15 protein-coding genes are annotated in these 17,172 nt (G+C 67.5%); 10 read left to right on the plus strand and 5 right to left on the minus strand.

Annotation, left to right across the window (positions count from 1 at the left end):
- Positions 1-27: 27 nt before the first annotated feature.
- Positions 28-1,284, minus strand: a complete 1,257-nt coding sequence (locus LB310_RS05805; RefSeq protein WP_143412693.1) for a putative ABC transporter permease — start codon at positions 1,282-1,284, stop codon at positions 28-30.
- 174 nt (positions 1,285-1,458) lie between these two features.
- Positions 1,459-2,901 carry a helix-turn-helix transcriptional regulator gene (locus tag LB310_RS05810; RefSeq protein ID WP_087190152.1) on the minus strand — a complete coding sequence of 481 codons (1,443 nt, stop codon included), beginning with the start codon at positions 2,899-2,901 and terminating at the stop codon, positions 1,459-1,461.
- Between the two features lie 376 nt (positions 2,902-3,277).
- On the opposite strand from LB310_RS05810, the gene LB310_RS05815 reads away from it, so the two are divergent.
- A complete protein-coding gene (locus LB310_RS05815) occupies positions 3,278-5,095 on the plus strand; it encodes an FAD-dependent oxidoreductase (RefSeq protein ID WP_278805844.1) in 1,818 nt (605 codons plus the stop codon).
- A 96-nt stretch (positions 5,096-5,191) separates the two neighbouring features.
- Here LB310_RS05815 and LB310_RS05820 read toward each other — a convergent pair whose 3' ends face one another.
- The gene (locus LB310_RS05820) at positions 5,192-5,386 is read right to left on the minus strand and encodes a hypothetical protein (protein ID WP_087190151.1); all 195 of its coding nucleotides are present in this window, start codon (positions 5,384-5,386) and stop codon (positions 5,192-5,194) included.
- A gap of 282 nt (positions 5,387-5,668) precedes the next feature.
- On the opposite strand from LB310_RS05820, the gene LB310_RS05825 reads away from it, so the two are divergent.
- Positions 5,669-6,751, plus strand: coding sequence for a hypothetical protein (locus tag LB310_RS05825; protein WP_278805843.1), 1,083 nt, complete (start codon positions 5,669-5,671; stop codon positions 6,749-6,751).
- A 72-nt stretch (positions 6,752-6,823) separates the two neighbouring features.
- Here the strand turns inward: LB310_RS05825 and LB310_RS05830 are convergent, their stop codons facing one another.
- Positions 6,824-7,618, minus strand: a complete 795-nt coding sequence (locus LB310_RS05830; RefSeq protein ID WP_278805842.1) for a 4Fe-4S dicluster domain-containing protein — start codon at positions 7,616-7,618, stop codon at positions 6,824-6,826.
- A 295-nt stretch (positions 7,619-7,913) separates the two neighbouring features.
- Between LB310_RS05830 and LB310_RS05835 the strand changes: the two genes are divergently transcribed.
- Together LB310_RS05835 and LB310_RS05840 are read left to right on the plus strand one after the other, a co-directional pair.
- Positions 7,914-8,615, plus strand: a complete 702-nt coding sequence (locus tag LB310_RS05835) for a DNA-3-methyladenine glycosylase (protein ID WP_278805841.1) — start codon at positions 7,914-7,916, stop codon at positions 8,613-8,615.
- Between the two features lie 556 nt (positions 8,616-9,171).
- Positions 9,172-9,966, plus strand: coding sequence for a ZIP family metal transporter (locus tag LB310_RS05840; protein WP_087190147.1), 795 nt, complete (start codon positions 9,172-9,174; stop codon positions 9,964-9,966).
- A 239-nt stretch (positions 9,967-10,205) separates the two neighbouring features.
- Here the strand turns inward: LB310_RS05840 and LB310_RS05845 are convergent, their stop codons facing one another.
- Positions 10,206-10,370, minus strand: a complete 165-nt coding sequence (locus tag LB310_RS05845) for a hypothetical protein (protein WP_166521673.1) — start codon at positions 10,368-10,370, stop codon at positions 10,206-10,208.
- Positions 10,371-10,707: 337 nt separating this feature from the next.
- Here LB310_RS05845 and LB310_RS05850 point away from each other — a divergent pair, with 337 nt between their 5' ends.
- The 6 genes from LB310_RS05850 to leuB all read left to right on the plus strand — a co-directional run bounded on the left by LB310_RS05850 (position 10,708) and on the right by leuB (position 17,088).
- Positions 10,708-11,883, plus strand: a complete 1,176-nt coding sequence (locus tag LB310_RS05850; protein ID WP_123672645.1) for an iron-containing alcohol dehydrogenase — start codon at positions 10,708-10,710, stop codon at positions 11,881-11,883.
- Between the two features lie 304 nt (positions 11,884-12,187).
- On the plus strand, positions 12,188-13,093 hold the full coding sequence (locus LB310_RS05855; protein WP_087190145.1) for a peptidoglycan-binding protein: 906 nt from the start codon (positions 12,188-12,190) through the stop codon (positions 13,091-13,093).
- A gap of 181 nt (positions 13,094-13,274) precedes the next feature.
- Positions 13,275-13,748 carry a spore coat protein SP96 gene (locus tag LB310_RS05860; protein WP_301154726.1) on the plus strand — a complete coding sequence of 158 codons (474 nt, stop codon included), beginning with the start codon at positions 13,275-13,277 and terminating at the stop codon, positions 13,746-13,748.
- Between the two features lie 171 nt (positions 13,749-13,919).
- Positions 13,920-15,188, plus strand: a complete 1,269-nt coding sequence (gene leuC / locus LB310_RS05865) for a 3-isopropylmalate dehydratase large subunit (protein WP_101721611.1) — start codon at positions 13,920-13,922, stop codon at positions 15,186-15,188.
- Positions 15,189-15,202: 14 nt separating this feature from the next.
- Complete coding sequence (locus LB310_RS05870) at positions 15,203-15,697, plus strand: 3-isopropylmalate dehydratase small subunit (protein WP_096227331.1); 495 nt, start codon at positions 15,203-15,205, stop codon at positions 15,695-15,697.
- A gap of 281 nt (positions 15,698-15,978) precedes the next feature.
- The gene (gene leuB / locus LB310_RS05875) at positions 15,979-17,088 is read left to right on the plus strand and encodes a 3-isopropylmalate dehydrogenase (RefSeq protein ID WP_301154727.1); all 1,110 of its coding nucleotides are present in this window, start codon (positions 15,979-15,981) and stop codon (positions 17,086-17,088) included.
- The last annotated feature ends 84 nt before the right edge of the window (positions 17,089-17,172 follow it).

A 17,172-nucleotide genomic window follows, 5' to 3' on the forward strand; every position in this document is an offset into this window, starting at 1 on the left:
TCACGCCCCCTTCCCGAGAGATCCGGCCTAGTTCGCGCGCGTGGCGTTGGAGGGGTCTATCGACATGCTCTGGAAGCGCTCCTGCATGTACTCGTTGTCGAAGTTGCGGTCGAAGAACTGGGCCATGGCGGTCTCGGAGGGCTTGCCGGCCATGCGCTGGTACCAGCAGTCCAGCGACAGCAAGGTCATGGCGCCGTCCACGATCATGAGTGCCGCGCACACCGTGGTGAGGGCGTAGCGCCAGTTCCAGGGTATGAGGTTCACCAGCTTCAGCATCCAGGGCAGGCACAGCTTGATCCACACCACGCCCAGCACGCCCCACATGGCCATGAACATGCCGTTGGTGCGCCCGTCGATGGACAGGAACGTTCCCGAGTAGTCCCAGGCCACGATGCCGAACGCGAACTGCATGAACCAGCTGGTCAGATACTCGAACGCCCCGCCAATGACGGCGCTCACCAGAAAGATGAGGATGACGTTCTTGTCGTGGAAGCGGTTCAGCGCCACGGTCATGAGCACGGCGCCGAACCCGTAGATGGGCGAGAACGGCCCGAACAGCAGGCCGGCGCGGTCCTGGTAGTGGCCGGGATCGACCACGGCGAAGTGGTACACCGTCTCGATGATGAGGCCCAGCACGCAGCACACCGTGAATATCCAGAACAGGTTGAAGAAGTTGAGCGCGATGAACCCCTTGCCCGTCTCGTCGCGCCCGAGCGTGCCGTCCTCGGCGTCCTCGCGCGTCTCCATGTCGCGCAGCTTGCGCTGCAGCTCGCGCTCTTCGGCGAGCGACGGGTCCAGGTAGCTGGTCAGCACCACGAGGAACACGATGAAGGCCACGAAGAACAGCACGGTGCCGTCCAGGCCGAACAGCATGATGTCGCACAGGATGCCGGCCACCATGAGGCCGGTGAGCAGCTCGGCGGTCTGCGCCGCAAAGCGCCGCTTGTCGCGCAGCAGGCGGATGCCGAACACGATGAACGCCACGGTGAGCAGGGCCAGGATGGCTAGCAGCGCGAAGAACAGCACCGTGGACGCCGTCGAGTCGTCTGCGAGCGCGCCCTCGCGGAACGCGATCACCATGGCCACGATGACGAACCCGATCATGGGCAGGATGGCGACGCCCGCCACGATGCACAGGATGGCGAACACTTTGAGCGGCAGGGGAATCTTCTTCTTGAGCGTTGCCGCCGCCTCGGCTTCCTGGGACGTCAGCGCCTCTATCTCGGCTTCGAGCTCGGCATCCGTCTCGGCGTTGCTTCGCTCGTCGCGGTGGTTGTGCATCATCGGTACCTCTCGTGCCCATGCCGGCGCGCGCCGCGCCGGCCGTGTCCAGCTTGCAGGCACCCACGATACCATAACCCGATGGGCGGACGGTTACGGGGCGGATGATGCGCATCGCGCGCCCATGAGCGTGCAGGTCGAGGTGGTCGTGTCCGGCAGGTGCCGGTGCGGCGTCGCTCAGGCGTTGCGCGCTTCGGCCTCTATCAGGTCGATGAGGCTCTGCTGCGAGTGCACATCCACCTTGCGGTAAATGCTCTTCACGTGGCTCTTCACCGTCTCGTCGCCGATGACCAGCTCCTCGCTGATGTAGGCGCGGTTACGGCCCTTCGCCAGCAGGAAGAGCACCTCTATCTCGCGCGGCGACAGGCGGCAGCGCCGGGCGATGCGCGTGCCGGCTTTCTCGAAGTCGGTGGCGGCATCGGCCTCCTCCATGGGCTTCACGTAGCCCCAGCCCGTGCTGGCCTGCCCGCTGCCCAGCGCGAACAGCGCGATGATGAGGATGGCGAAGATGATTCCCGCCGAGAGCATGGCCATCCCCAGGTCGGTGTCCACCACGCTCACGGCCAGCGCCGCGGCGATCGACCCGGCGAACTGGCCGAGCTGGATGGAAAGAAGGCCCCAACCCGCTATCCAGCCCGCCGGCACGCCACGCGAGGCCAGTACGGGCCAGAGCGCCCACAGCACGATGTAGAAGTACTGGTAGCCCGCCTGGTGCACCGCCGTGCCGATGACGTTCCACGGTTCGTGCAGCGGCAGGAACAGGAAACCCGCCGCCATGAGCGGCAGGGCCACCTGGTACGTCAGATGGTCGAAGTCCATCTTCGCCCAGCTCATGGTTGCGAAGATGGCCACGGACCCGCCAACGATGGCCGCGATGTTCAGCAGGTCGCGCACGGCCAGCCAATCGCTCTCCACCGGCGCCATGAGGCCTTTCATCGCACCGAACGACACGCCGAAAAACAGCGCCACGGCCACGAGCCGCAGCGGTGGGCGCGCCTTCACCCGCACGTTGCGCTCGCGCCGCGGCAGGCGGGGCACGCTGCGCTTGTAGTGCAGGAAGCAACCCATGCTCGCCGCCGGCAGCAAGGCCACGGCCAGCTGCGCCGCGTCGACGGGCAGCAGCCGGATGGCGAAGTACGCGACGGCGGCGATGAGCAGGGCGACCACGGAGTAGTTCACGGTGCGCTTCGATCCGAGCGAGGCGAACAGCTCGGCCCACAGCATCACCACGATGGCGCTGCCCACTCCCGTGACCAGCGCGCCTGCCAGATAGACCGGCGCGGCGGCCCCGCCGGCTGCTACGAGCACCGGGTGCGAGAGGGCGAGCGTGCCGATGGCGGTGAGCGTGCCACCCGCATGGGGCAGCCAGCGCACATCGGCCAGCGGGTTGCGGAAGTACGACAGCATGAGCAGAAACGCGATGGTCACGACGTTCGCCAGCAGCGAGATCACCCACAGCGGCTCGAGCGCGAGCGGGCCGGCCAGGCCGCTGAAGACGTCGAGCAGCGTTCCCTCGCCGTAGAACAGCGAGCTCCAGAACACGCACCATATCCAGATCCAATGCGCCGCGAACCCCAGCAGATCGGGCGTGCGCCACAGCTCGTCCTTGAACGACGGCATCGCCGCTCCCTCCCGTAGCGGGCCGCGAAGCGCCGGAGCGCGGCGCGGCTGATCTCCCCATGCTCATTATAGCGCCTAGGTCGCGTGTCGCGCCCTGCTCGCAGGCTGACCGTCCGGCTTGTATGCCTCTGGCTCGTGGCGTTGTTCCGGGCCTCGCGAGCGCGCAGCGCCCGCCGCGCGCAGGGTAGCCTGACCGGACGCGTACGGGCATCCCCCCGGCAGGGGGAAATGCACGTGGGGAGGCATTTCCCCCTGCCTGCGGGTTGATGACGGGAAGTGTCGGCTTTAAGGTGAGCCAACGGGCAGCGGCAACGCTGCGCTCCGGTGCGCAAAAGGGGTGCGCCGGGTTCGCGAGTCGAATCAAGGAGGGATTCTCATGGAGGAAGAGAAGGGCATGGGGAAGAAGGGCCTGTCGCGTCGCGCGTTCTTGGGCCTGGGCGGCACGGCGCTCGCCGGTGCGGCCATGGCCGGCGTGGCCGGCTGCGCGCCCCAGTCGAAGTCCGACGCCAAGGCAGACGCCGCCGCGGGCGGCGAGGGCGGCATCCCGGTGGCCGAGAGCGGCGCCTCGGCCGGCCCCGACGTGGCCGGCAAGCACACCTGGGAGATAGCACCCGAGCCCATCGCCAAGGACAAGATCAAGGGCACGGAGGAGTGCGACGTGCTCGTCATAGGCGCGGGCCTCGCGGGCTGCTGCGCCTCCATCTCGGCGCTCGAGAAGGGCGCGAAGGTCATCACCATCGACAAGAACCCCGAGACCGTGGTAGCGCGCGGCGTGCACATCGCCGGCTTCCACACCAAGGTCCAGCAGAAGCTGGCCGGCGAGGGCCTCGTGGAGGAGCCTGACTACCACAACGTCGTGCGCCGCTGGATCAACTGGGCGCAGGGCCGCGTGAAGGAGCCGCTGCTGTGGGAGTTCGCGCACAAGAGCGGCGCGTGCTTCGACTGGCTGTATGACCTGGCCACGAAGAAGGGCCTCGAGGCGCTTCTGTGGGACGGCTACTACAAGGGCCCCGACTACACCGAGTACCCGGTCACGCACATCTTCTACCAGGCCGACAAGTACGAGGAGACCGTGAACTTCACGTTCTACCAGGGCTCGGGCGTGGGCGATGTGTACGGCAACGCGGTGCTGGTGCCGGCGCTGTACGAGACCATCGCCGACATGGGCGGCGAGATCCGTTGGGAGACGAAGAGCGAGCAGCTCGTGCGCGACGGCGACGGCCCCGTGACGGGCGCTGTCGTTTCCACCGGCAAGGACGAGTACACGCAGATCAACGCCAAGTCGGTCATCATCGCCTCCGGCGACTACGCGGCCGACAACGAGATGTTCCAGTACTACTCGCCCATGACGGCCTATGCCATGGACGGCCGCTTCTACAACCCGCCCGACTGCGACACCGGCGACATGCACAAGCAGGCCATCTGGGCCGGCGGCGCCATGCAGAAGTCCGAGCCGCACGCGGCGGTCATGCACCTGGACTTCGGCGCGGCCAGCTACGGCTTCCTCCATGTGAACTGGGAGGGCAAGCGCTTCAAGAACGAGGATGTGAACACCCAGTCCAAGAGTGTGACGAAGGCCCTGCAGACGAAGAAGGACGCTTGGACCATCTACGACTCCCACGGCCTGGAGCAGGTGAAGGCCCAGATGGACGCCGGCTTGGGCGGCGGTTTGCAGTGGGGCCAGCTCACCCAGCCCGTGGGCGGCGAGTACAACCTGGAGGCGCAGAAGAAGGTGCTGGAAGGCGAGCTGGAGAGCGGCCAGACGGTCGAGGCGAACACGCTCGAGGAGCTGGCGGAGAAGATGGGCGTGCCGCCTGAGAACCTCGTGGCCACGGTCGACCGCTACAACGAGCTGTGCGATCTGGGCAAGGACTTGGACTTCGGCAAGCGCCCCGAGGTCATGGGCAAGGTCGTCGACCCGCCGTTCTACGCCGGCAAGCTGGTGGCCAGCATGCTCACCATGTGCGGCGGCCTGCGCACGAACCTGGACGCCCAGGTGCTCGACGCCGAGGACCAGCCCATCGAGGGCCTGTACGTGTGCGGCTCTGCCGCCGGCGAGTTCTTCGGCGCGGGAGACTACCCCACCTACGTGCCGGGTATCGGCCACGGACGCTGCGTGACGTTCGGCCGCATCGCGGGCATCAACGCCGCAGGCGGCAACGCCGACGAGGAGATCCCGAGCCTCGACCTCTAGCCATGGGGCAGGCGAGCGGGCGTCGTGCCCGCTCGCCGCTCCCTTCCCGGGCCGCCGATCTTCTCCCTCCAGATAGGCGGCCCTTTTTTGCACGACCTAGCGCCCGTACGGGTCCCACCCGCCCGGGGGCGTGACCTTCTCGGCCTGCACCACGGCGGAGGCGTACTGTATGCGGGCGACGAGGTCGTGCTCCGTCTCCGACACGGACTCGTAGTCGTCGCGCGAGCGAAAGAGGGCGTACACGCCCTCCATGAGCGCTCCGATGGTGATGTTCTCCTCGCCGTCGTGCATGGGAATCCCCCGTCCCTCGCCGACGCTCCCCAAGGATCGCCGACGCCGTAGTGTGCCAACCGTTCCAGTATAGCCGATATGTAACCTACTGAATACGTTGACGCTTATAGCGGCTGTCTGCCGCGCACCCCGTTCGACGGTTTGCCTGCGGGTGATGGGAGTGCAACGATTGCGTCACGCTCGCGATCCAACCGCTCGGCGGCCTACGGCCGGGGCGACAATGCAGCGGATACCGAACCATCCCGCGGGCGCGCCCGTCCGCGGTCGACGAAAGGAACCGCCATGCCCGCATCGATCCACCCCGAACTGAAACTGAACATCGTGCTCGACGAGGAGAGCTTCCAGGGCGACGCCGACGCCGAGATCGAGCGTCGCTTCACGGCCGTCGCACCTACGGAGGTCGTTCGGGCCGAGAAGGGCTCGCAGCGTGCGAACGTCATTGAGTTCGACGTAGGGATGAACGCGGTGGACGAGGATGCGGAGGACCCGCTGTGGGAAGGCGCGCTCACCACGTGGCTCGACGAGGAGTTCGCCGAGACGTCGGCTCTGGTGGCGCGCGAGAACGATGCCCGCCGCAACAACGGCGACCCCGTGCTGCCCTTCTCGTGGGCCGAGGTGCGCTTCGGCACGGGCCCGGCCATCGCCGTGCGCATGGTGGAATCGTCCATACCGGAGGCGGCCGCCGGCTACGTGGGGCGGGCACGCACCCTGCTGCGCGCGGGTGCCCTGGGCGCGGATCCCATCGAGGTGATCCGCATTCCCGCCTGCGCGAGCATCGCGGCCCAGCGGCAGGGCGCCGGCGCGGCGCAGGGCGACGCAGGGGCGGGTGCCGCTGCCGACGGTGCGGGCACGACGGCGGCCGTGCGCGCAATCGGCAAGGAGGAGCGTGGCTCGTCCTCGGCCTCGGACATCATCGCGGCCGTGACGGAGGCCGCCGGCATCGATGACGAGGCGCAAAGCGGCTGGACCGCTGCCGACCCCGATGGCGAGAACGCGTGGGAGGGTTCTGCGCGCGAGACCGAGGAGCCTACGCGCGCCGAGCTGGACGACGCCCTGGCCGAGGCCGAGGCGGCGCTGCGCCGTGGCGACGACCCGGCCGACGCATCGGCCGAGGATGCGGCGGTGGATGCCGAGGAGAGCGCGCCGCCGGCCTCGGTCGTCACCCACGAGCCCGCGCACGGTGGCGACGCGGTCTCCAGCAGGCAAGGCGGCGACGATACCGAGGTGGACACGTCAGGCGAGGGCTGCGCGCTCTCCGACGAGGACGTGCCCCGCTCGCTCGACTACCGCATCTGGAACGTTGCCTACGCCGACGGCACGTCCGTGCGCTTCGACTCCGTGCTGGGCGAGGCCATCCTGGACTAGCGGGCAGGGACAGGAGGGACGAGGGGACGGTTGCCTTGCCCCGTCCCCGTCCCTCCTGTCCACCTAGCTTCCCTACAGGAACAGCTCCGGCTCCTTGCGCTCCATGCAGTTGCCCTCGAGCATGGCCACGATGGCCGCCGCCTGCTCGCCCTCGAAGCGCTTCGCGCCCTGCGGGCAGCCCTTGACGCAGGCGTTGCACTGCAGGCAGCCATCCGCGACTTTGGCAGGGTCGTCGGCGTCGATGATGCCCATGGGGCACAGCTTCACGCAGATGCCGCACTTCGTGCAGGCGTCCGTGGTGGCGGGGCGCGCGCCCGTGTCGGGCATGCCGTCGCGGTAGGGGCGGTTGCCCTTGATGGCGGGCGTTTCGGTTGCGCCCTGCTCGATGAGGGCGGCCACGTCGTGACCGAACTGCGCGGCTACGGCCAGGTCGTCGGCATCGGGACGGCCGGCGCCCACGCGCGGCGCCATGGAGTGCTCGCCGATGAACGCGCCGGCGGCGATGACCTTGAAGCCGCGCTCGGCCAGCAGGTCGGCGGCCTCCAGCAGCGCGTCATCGTAGTGGCGGTTGCCGTACACGCCCACGACCACGGCCTTCGCTCCGTCGCCCTCGAACTGGTCGATGCAATCCATGAGCACGGCGGGGACGCGCCCGCTGTACACGGGGAAGGCGAACAGGAACACGTCGTTCTCCTGGCCGCCGGCGCGCACGGGACGGCTCTTCGGCTTCGTCAGGTTGATGGCGATGCTCGTGAGGTCGCGGTCGGCCGCGATGGCGTCGGCCACCTCGTAGGCGATTTTCTGAGTCGCCTTCGTCGGGCTGAAGTACACGTTGTAGATCGAGTTGCGAACCGGATGGTCCTTCATGGTTTCCCCCTCATACACCTCTCTGCCTTTGCTGCTGTCGGCGCAGCGGCCTTGCGGGCCTGCTGCGCTGCGTGTCCGATGGTACCCCTTTCGGCGCCGTCTGGCTATGGCCGGTGCGGCGTTTTGTCCGGCGACCGTTGCCCCTGCGCATCGGTCGGGTCCTGCCAACGTCCTGCGTCCGCCTTCGCGGGCGCCTTGCGCGCCAGGGCCGGTTATACTGGTGCCGAAGGCGGGGCCGTGCGGGGCCCGCGCGTCCTCGGCGCCGGTGCGCCGTTCCCGGCGGAGAGGAGCCCCCATGGGAGAGCAGCGCTATTTCGAGTACGACGAGCAGGCGATCGCCTACCTGAAGGCGCGCGACGAGCGGCTGGCCGAGGCCATCGACGTTATCGGGCCGGTGCGCCGCGAGGTGACGCCCGACTTGTTCGCGGCGCTGGTCAACTGCATCGTGGGCCAGCAGATATCCACGAAGGCGCAGGTCACCATCTGGAGGCGCCTGACCGGTGCGTTCGGCGACATCACGCCCGAGGCCATGGCCGCCTGCCCTGACGACGAGTTGCAGCGGTTCGGCCTGTCGTTTCGGAAGGTGGGCTACATCAAGGGCGCGGCCGAGCGCGTGGTAGCCGGCGAGCTGGATCTGAAGGGGCTGGCCGACCTGCCGGACGAAGAGGTGTGCCGCCGGCTGTCGGCGCTTCCGGGCATCGGCGTGTGGACGGCCGAGATGCTCATGACGTTCTCGATGCAACGGCCCGACATCATGAGCTACGGCGACCTGGCCATTCTGCGCGGCCTGCGCATGCTGCACCACCATCGCCGTATCACGCCTGAGCTGTTCGCGAAGTACCGCCGCCGCTACTCGCCGTACGGCTCCGTGGCGAGCCTCTACCTGTGGGAGATCGCCGGCGGCGCCGTTCCCGGCCTGCGCGATTGGGCGCCGAAGGGAGGCGGGGCGAAGCGCCCTCGGCCGGGCGGGGCGAAAGGCGGGTCGCGGGGGGACTAAACGGGCGGTTGACGATCGTAACGGTTTCATTGCTCACGTGCACAAAAGAAGCCGAAAGGGTTCAGTTTGCAGGGAAAAGAGCCTATAATCCGGCTTGTCCGACAGTAGAACCAAACGCAATGGTAAGCGGAAAAGACTATCTTCGCCAAGTACAGTCTCGTGATGATTGCGGCGCCGCAGAGCGGCAGGGCTTGTGGGTGAGCTACGTTGAGGATACGCCAAGCACGCTGTCGGCATTCCTTTCGATGAGGCCGGGGTTCCCCCGGCCTCATTGTGCTCACCGGCGGCCAGCCGCTCGCGGCGCCTGCGTTTGCGTCGGGCTGCTCACCTGCGGCGCTCGAACTCGCCGCGGCCAATTCATTCGCGATGCCCGCGAAGGCCTCAAGGACCCAGCCCCGCCCCCCCCAAGAGGTGCACAACGTGCGGGGCAGCTCGGTAACGCTGGGAAAATGCGGACGCTTAAGCCGACGAAAAGGCTTACACTTGATGCCTCGAAGATGAAGGCGCCTGCTGCTGCGCTCCTGCGGCGGGCGAGCGATACGATAGGAGGGCGCTCATGCAAACCGCGCTTCTCTGGGCTGCGTCGGGCACCGGGTTCACGTTCCTGATGACCACGCTGGGCGCGGCCTCGGTGTTCCTGTTCCGCAAGCGCAACAGCATGGCTATCCAGCGGGCGTTTCTGGGGTTCGCGGCCGGCGTCATGATCGCGGCATCGGTGTGGTCGCTGCTCATCCCCGCCATCGAGCGGGCCGAGGAGGCGGGCCAGGTGGGTTGGATTCCCGCGGCGGGCGGGTTCGTCATCGGCGTGGCGTTCCTCATGGTGCTGCATCAGCTGCTGCCTCACCTGCATCCGGGCGAGAGCAAGCCCGAGGGCCTGCCGAGCAAGTGGGACCGGCCCACGCTGCTGTTCACGGCCGTGACGCTGCACAACATTCCCGAGGGCATGAGCGTGGGCCTGCTGTTCGCCATGGCAGCGCAGAACGGCGGCGACCCGGCCATGTTCGGCATGGCGGTGGCGCTGGCCATCGGCATCGGCATCCAGAATATCCCCGAGGGCGCCGCCGTGGCGCTGCCCATGCTGCAGGAGGGTATGAGCGCGCCGAAAGCGTTCGGGCTGGGGGCGTTGTCGGGCCTGGCCGAGCCTGTGTTCGGCATCCTGGTGGTGCTGTTCGCAGGCCTCATATCGCCGTACATGCCGTGGATGCTGGCGTTCTCGGCCGGCGCCATGATGTACGTGGTGGTGGAGGAGCTGATCCCCGAGGCGCACCTGGGCGAGCATTCGAACGTGGGCACGCTGGGCGTCATGGCGGGGTTTTTGGTCATGATGGTGCTGGACGTGGCGCTGGGGTAGGCGGGCCTGCCGCTTGACTGCACTCCGGCGGGGAGGTGCAGCCGACCCCGGCGCATTTCGGCGAAAGCCCCGGCGGTGTTCCGGCGGCTCTCGGCAACACCTCGTCGGCGCTCTTGTGGAGAACCGCTATAAGCGGCATCGGCTCCTTCCGCGCAGCGTTTTCGTTTGCTATAATGCAGGCGAGCCGCAGGGAGCTGCTAACTCCCCACGGCTCTCGGATCGCCTTGGCGGTTCGGATGCTATGTGCTGTGCCCCGGATCGTCCTTGTCGGACGACCGGGGCAAATCTTTCGACACGAGCTTGACGACAAGCCCGGCCGCCCCGAGCAGCACGTTCAACAGCGCAACGTGCAGCCCGAGAACCTGCAAGATCACTCCGGTAAGGGCAAGCAGCATATCATCCATAGAGGGTCACCCCCCTTCCAAAATCGGAAATGGGTGTGAGGGGTGTCGGTCCTCCCCGCCTGGACGAATCCGTGTGGCCATCTTAGCTCCGCAACCTTGCCGCCCGACCGTAATTCGACCGTTGCGGAACCGCGCCGACCTTGCGCGTTCATCGCATTCCGGCCGTGCGAACCTTGCGGGGATCTTACGACGTTTCAGCACGCTCCCATCGTATTTTCACCGTTTCCGCTTGCCTGCCGTCGTCCGGCCCTGCTTCCGGCGAACGCGGCGCATGCCGGGGCGGGGGAGCGGTATACTGGTTGGCCAACGACGAAGGCTTGCGGAAAGGACTGCTGCCATGGAGGATTTCGAGTTCGTATCGCCCACGCATTTCGTGTTCGGCCGCGGGGCGGAAGAGCAGGTGGGCCCGAAGCTGGCCGGGCGCGGCGCGCGCAAGGCGCTCGTGCACTTCGGCGGGCAGAGCGCGGTTGCCAGCGGCCTCATCGACCGCGTGAAGGCGTCGCTCGACGCGGCCGGCATCGAGCACGTGGAGCTGGGCGGCGTGCGGCCGAACCCGGAGATCGGCCTGTCGCGCGAGGGCATTGCGCTTTGCAAGGAGCACGGTATCGACTGGGTGCTGGCCGTGGGCGGCGGCTCGGTCATCGACTCGGCGAAGGCCATCGCCGTGGGCGCGCACTACGACGGCGACGTGTGGGACTTCTTCGAGACGAAGCAGCAGACGGACGACGTGCTGCCCATCGCGGTGGTGCTCACCATCCCGGCCGCCGGCAGCGAGGCGTCGAAGAACACGGTGATGAGCAACGACGAGCTGGGCCTGAAGTCGGGCTATCCGAACAACGCGCAGCGCCCGAAACTCGCGTTCATGAACCCCGAGCTCACGTTCACCTTGCCGGAGTACCAGACGGCGGCCGGCCTCACCGACATGTTCTGCCACCTGCTGGAGCGGTTCTTCGACGATGTGGGCGCCGTGCCCGTGACGGACAACCTGTGCCTCTCGCTCATGAAGACGGTGCGCGCCGAGGCGCCGCGCGTCATGGTGGAGCCCGATAACTACGATGCGCGCGCGAACGTCATGTGGGCGGGCATGCTGTGCCACCAGGGCCTCGCGGGCGTCGGCCGCCACGAGGACTGGGCCACGCACGGCCTGGAGCACGAGCTGTCCGCCCTGAACCCGGGCATCACGCACGGCGCGGGCCTGGCCGTGATGTTCCCGGCGTGGATGGAGTTCGTCTACGACGCGAACCCGGCGCGCTTCGCCTATTACGGCCGCGAGGTGTTCGGCCTGGCGCCCACGGGCGACCTGGAGGCCGACGCGCTGTCGGCCATCGACGAGACGCGCGGCTTCTTCGCCTCGCTCGGCATGCCGGTGACGCTCGACGAGCTGGGCGTGGGCGAGGACGACATCGAGCGCATGATCCCCACGCTCAAGGAGAACAAGGGCGAGCCCTTCGGCAGCTTCAAGAAGCTCACCATGGATGACGCTCGCGAGATCTATCGAATCGCACTGGCCTGACGGCCACCGCGATCGCCGACGCTGCGGCTGGCCGTGGTGCCCGATCTCGCGGCGATGCCGGAGACTCGCGTAATCCTACCCGGCTTTGCCGTGTAGGATGCGCCCGCTCGGGCGCACAGGCAGGTGGCGAACAAGCCGGGGGGCTTGTTCGCCACCTCCGCTCTCCCCACGATCTCGGGCACTACGGCAGGCCTTGCTGACTTACTGCGCCAACCAGGACGTTGCCGCTTCAACCTGCTGGCCGCTCTGTTCCTTTGGTGAAACCCCTGGAGTGGATGCCGGGGGGCGGGCGGCCTGCGGTACCATGGCCTCCATGGAAACCATCAAGCGACATGACACCGGTGCTGCCGTCGAGGACGTGCAGCAGCGCCTGGCCACCATCGGCCTGCTCGACCAGGCCGCCGTCGACGGCTCGTTCGGCGAGCAGACCGCCGCCGCCGTGCGGGCGTTCTGCATCCAGGCGGGCCTGCCCGCGGGCGAGGACGTGACCGGCAAGGTGTGGTCGACGCTCGTGGACGCCTCGTACTTCCTGGGCGACCGAACGCTGTACCTGCGCATGCCCCACTTCCACGGCCACGACGTGGAGGAGCTGCAGCAGGCGCTCGGCGCGCTCGGGTTCGCTTGCGGGGCGAACGACGGCATCTTCGGCGCGTACACGGAGCTCGCGCTGCGCAAGTTCCAGCTGAACCTGGGCTTGCCGTCCGACGGCATCGCCGGCGCGTACACGTACGCGGCCATACGCAACCTCCACCATTCCTGGGAGGGCAAGGAAGCCGTGCACGAGGCCGTGCACCTGGGCTTCGCGCGCGCGGCCGACGTGCTGGAGGGCAACGCGCTGTGCCTGTTCGGCACGCACGAGTTCACGCGCAGCGTGGCGTCGCGCATGTCGAACCTCGCGCTGGCCACCAGCCCCGCGTCCAAGATCGTGAGCGCCGACTCGCTGCTGGTGAAGCCCGATCAGGAGATGCTGCTCGTGCACATCGTGCTGGCCGAGGAGGCCACGGCCGAGGCCGTGCCGCGCGTGAGCTTCGACGACGAGGCCACGCTGCCCCTGCGCCTGGAAACGGCCATCGGCGTGGCCGACGCCGCCGCCCCGTCGCGCATCGCCGTGGAGCTGCCCGGCACCATGTGGGAGGACGCCGGCGAGGGCCGTTCCGCCCAGCACTTCGCCATCACCCTGCTCGACGCCCTCTGCTCCGCGCTCTCGTAGGTTCCGTCGGCCTGTCGGCCGCCGGAACTCCTCGACCGGCTCGGTAGCGCTTTCGCGCGCTCCTACACCGGATGGAGTAGCCAACGTGTCAGTTCGATGACGGATTTGCCGGTCGAAGCGGGGGTGCGCTAGGGGCCTTTTATACTTGCTGGCAAGCAACTTCGATGAAAGCAGGTTCATTATGGCCGACGATACGAACAACACCGAGCAGGGCATCCCCACGCCTCCCTCGTGCGACGCCCCGGATGCCCCGTCCCAACCCGTTCCACCCACGCAGCCGCAGCAGCCGCCGGCGGGCCAGCAGATGCCGCCGCAGCAGCCCTACCAGGCTCCGCAACCCGGATATCAGCCGCAGCCCCTGTACATGCCGGCGCCACTCATGCAGCTTACCGGCGGCATGAAGTTCGGCTGGTTCGTGGTGGGCGCCCTCATGGGCATCCCGGGCATCGTCATCTCGTGGCTCGTGAACGTGGACAAGCTGCCGCAGGTAAAGAGCGAGGCCCTGAAGTGGACCATCATCGGCTTCGTGGTGTGGATCGTGCTGGGCATCCTCATCAGCTTGGCGATCGGCGGCATGATCACGGCGCTGGTTGCGGGGGCCATGGGCTCGGCCGGTTCCTACGGCTACGACTACGGCTACCACGGCTCCTGGTAAGCCGGCCTGATAGGCGCCGTTCCGGCGAAACATGGAAAATCGCTTCACAACGAAGGGCCCTTCGGGGCTCTTCTCTTTTGCACGCTAAAGCGAGTGCTACAATGGTGGGCGTTTTCCACCTGCCCGCCCCGCGCGGGCTCGCACGGCCCACCGCAAACCAAGGAGCAACCCATGCCACGTCCCATGACCATGGCGGAGAAAATCCTCGCCGCCCATGCGGGGCTCGACGAAGTGGAGCCGGGTCAGCTGATCGAATGCGATCTCGACCTCGTGCTGTCCAACGACGTCACCGCCCCCATCGCCGTCAAAGAATTCCGCAAGATCGGCGTCGAGAAGGTGTTCGATCCTACGAAGATCGCCCTCGTGCCCGACCACTACGTTCCCAACAAGGACATCAAGAGCGCCGAGCAGGCCAAGATCGTGCGCGACTTCGCGCGCGAGCAGGGCATCACCCATTACTACGAGGTGGGCTGCATGGGCGTCGAGCACGCGTTGCTTCCCGAGCAGGGCGTCGTCGGCGCGGGCGACCTCATCATCGGCGCGGACAGCCACACCTGCACGTACGGCGCGCTGGGCGCGTTCGCCACGGGCGTGGGCTCCACCGACGCCGGCGTGGGCTACGCCACCGGCAAGGCGTGGTTCAAGGTGCCCGAGTCGCTGTTGTTCAAGATCGAGGGCGAGCTTGCCCCCGGCGTCACCGGCAAGGACGTCATCCTGCACATCATCGGCATGATCGGCGTGGACGGCGCGCTCTACCAGGCCATGGAGTTCACCGGCAGCGCTATTCGGACCATGGGCATGGACGAGCGCATGAGCATCTCGAACATGGCCATCGAAGCGGGCGGCAAAGCCGGCCTCATCGAGGTCGACGACGTGACGCGCGCCTATATGGACGGCCGCACCGAGCGCCCCTACACCGAGTACCACTCCGACGCCGATGCGACGTACGCGAAGGTGTACGAGATCGACGCCGCCTCCATCGTGCCCACCGTGTCGTTCCCGCACCTGCCGTCGAACACGCGCCCGGCCGCCGAGGCGCGCGACGTCAAGATCGACCAGGCCGTCATCGGTAGCTGCACGAACGGCCGCATCGTCGACATGCGCCAGGCCGCCGATGTGCTGCGCGGGCGCACTGTCCATCCCGACGTGCGCTGCATCGTGATCCCCGCCACGCAGGCCGTGTACCGCCAGTGCATGGAGGAAGGCCTCATGGACGTGTTCCTCGACGCGAACTGCGCCGTGTCCACGCCCACGTGCGGTCCCTGCCTGGGCGGCTACATGGGCATCCTCGCCGCCGGCGAGCGCGCCATCGCCACGACGAACCGCAACTTCGTCGGCCGCATGGGCGACCCCACGAGCGAGGTCTACCTGTCCTCGCCGGCCATCGCCGCGGCGAGCGCGGTGCTCGGCCACATCGGCCTGCCGGAAGACTTGGACTAGGAGGGACTGCGACCATGCAATTCAAAGGAACCGCGCACCGGTACGGGCGCGACATCGATACCGACGTCATCATCCCGGCCCGTTATCTTACCACGTCCGATCCGGCCGAGCTGGCGAAGCACTGCCTCGAGGACCTCGACACGTCGTTCATCGAACGCGTGCAACCCGGCGACATCATCGTGGCCGACGAGAACTTCGGCTGCGGCTCGTCGCGCGAGCACGCGCCCATCGCCATCAAGGCGGCCGGCGTCGACGTGGTCATCGCCAAGAGCTTCGCGCGTATCTTCTACCGCAACTCCATCAACACGGGCCTCGCCATCATGGAATGCCCCGAAGCGGTGGACGCCATCAGCCAGGGCGATGTGGTGAACGTGGACGCCGACGCGGGCGTCATCGTGAACGAGACGACGGGCCAGACCTTCGAGGCCCAGCCGTTCCCCCCGTTCATCCGCGAGATCATCGAAGCCGGCGGCCTGATCAACCGCACGAAGGCGAAGCTGGGGAAGTAGATTCGCACGCAATGCCCGTTCGCTTTGCTTTGCGTAAGGAGAATGGCGGATATTTGAGCAGAAATCACCAGATTGTTGCACATTTTTGCATCTGACGGTGTTTCTTCTCAGCCACTCGCCAAAGATGAGAGCATTTTCGCAGGTCGCTACAAGCTGATTGTGCGAGATGCTCTCGAAGCTGCAACAAACTGGTGATTTTTGTGCAATCGCGGCCCCTTTGCCATGCCCCAAGGGGTCACCGAGGTGCTTTTGCTGAAAACCTATATCCGAAAGAAGATGTCATGACCAAGAACTACCAAATATGCCTGCTTCCCGGCGACGGCATCGGCCCCGAGATCATCGCCGAGGGCGTCAAGGTGCTGGACGCGGTGGGCGCGAAGTACGACACGGCGTTCGCCTACACCGAGGCGCTGCTGGGCGGGTGCGCCATCGATGCGACGGGCACTGCGCTGCCGGACGAGACGCTGCGCGCGGCCGAAGCCTCCGACGCCGTGCTGCTGGCGGCCGTCGGCGGCCCGAAGTGGGACACCACCGATCCGTCGAAGCCGCGTCCGGAGCAGGGCTTGCTGGGCATCCGCAAGGCGCTGGGCCTGTACACGAACCTGCGCCCCGTGCAGATATTCGCCGCGCTAGCCGACGCATCCACGCTCAAGCCCGAGATCGTGGACGGCGTGGACATGATGATCGTGCGCGAGCTGACCGGCGGGTTGTACTTCGGCCGCCGCGAGCGTTTCTACGACGAAGAGGGCTGCGGCACGGACGGCGCGGCGGGCCAGCGCGCCTACGACACGCTCGAGTACCGCGAGTACGAGGTGGAGCGCATCGCGCGCCAAGCCTTCGGGGCCGCGCGCAAGCGCCGCAACAAGGTGACGAGCGTCGACAAGGCGAACGTGCTGGAGACGAGCCGCATGTGGCGCGAGATCGTGCACCGCATCCACGACGAGGAGTACCCCGATGTGGAGCTCGAGGACCTGCTCGTCGACAACACGGCCATGCAGCTCATCAACCGCCCGGCCGACTTCGACGTGGTGGTGACCGAGAACATGTTCGGCGACATCCTCTCCGACGAAGCCGCGCAGATCACCGGCTCGCTCGGCATGCTGGCCAGCGCCAGCCTCGGCGACGGCACCGCGCTCTACGAGCCCAGCCACGGCAGCGCGCCCGACATCGCGGGGAAGGGCATCGCGAACCCGCTCGCGCAGATCCTGTCCGTCGAGATGATGCTGCGCTACAGCTTCGACCTGGGCGAGGCCGCCGACGACATCCGCCGTGCCGTGACCGCCGTGCTCGACGAGGGCTGGCGCACCGGCGACATCAAGGGGCCGGGCACACCGGCCGACAAGGTGGTCGGCACCGCCGCCATGGGCGACCTCGTGGTGGAGCGCCTGTAGACGGAACGCGGCCCGGCAGATCGGCAGGTCTGGCGGTGCAGCAGGCATGGACAGGGCGGGGCCCGATCTGGCGGCAGATCGGGC

It is taken from the genome of Gordonibacter sp. RACS_AR49, from assembly GCF_030418435.1.
In the GTDB taxonomy this organism is placed as follows: domain Bacteria; phylum Actinomycetota; class Coriobacteriia; order Coriobacteriales; family Eggerthellaceae; genus Gordonibacter; species Gordonibacter urolithinfaciens.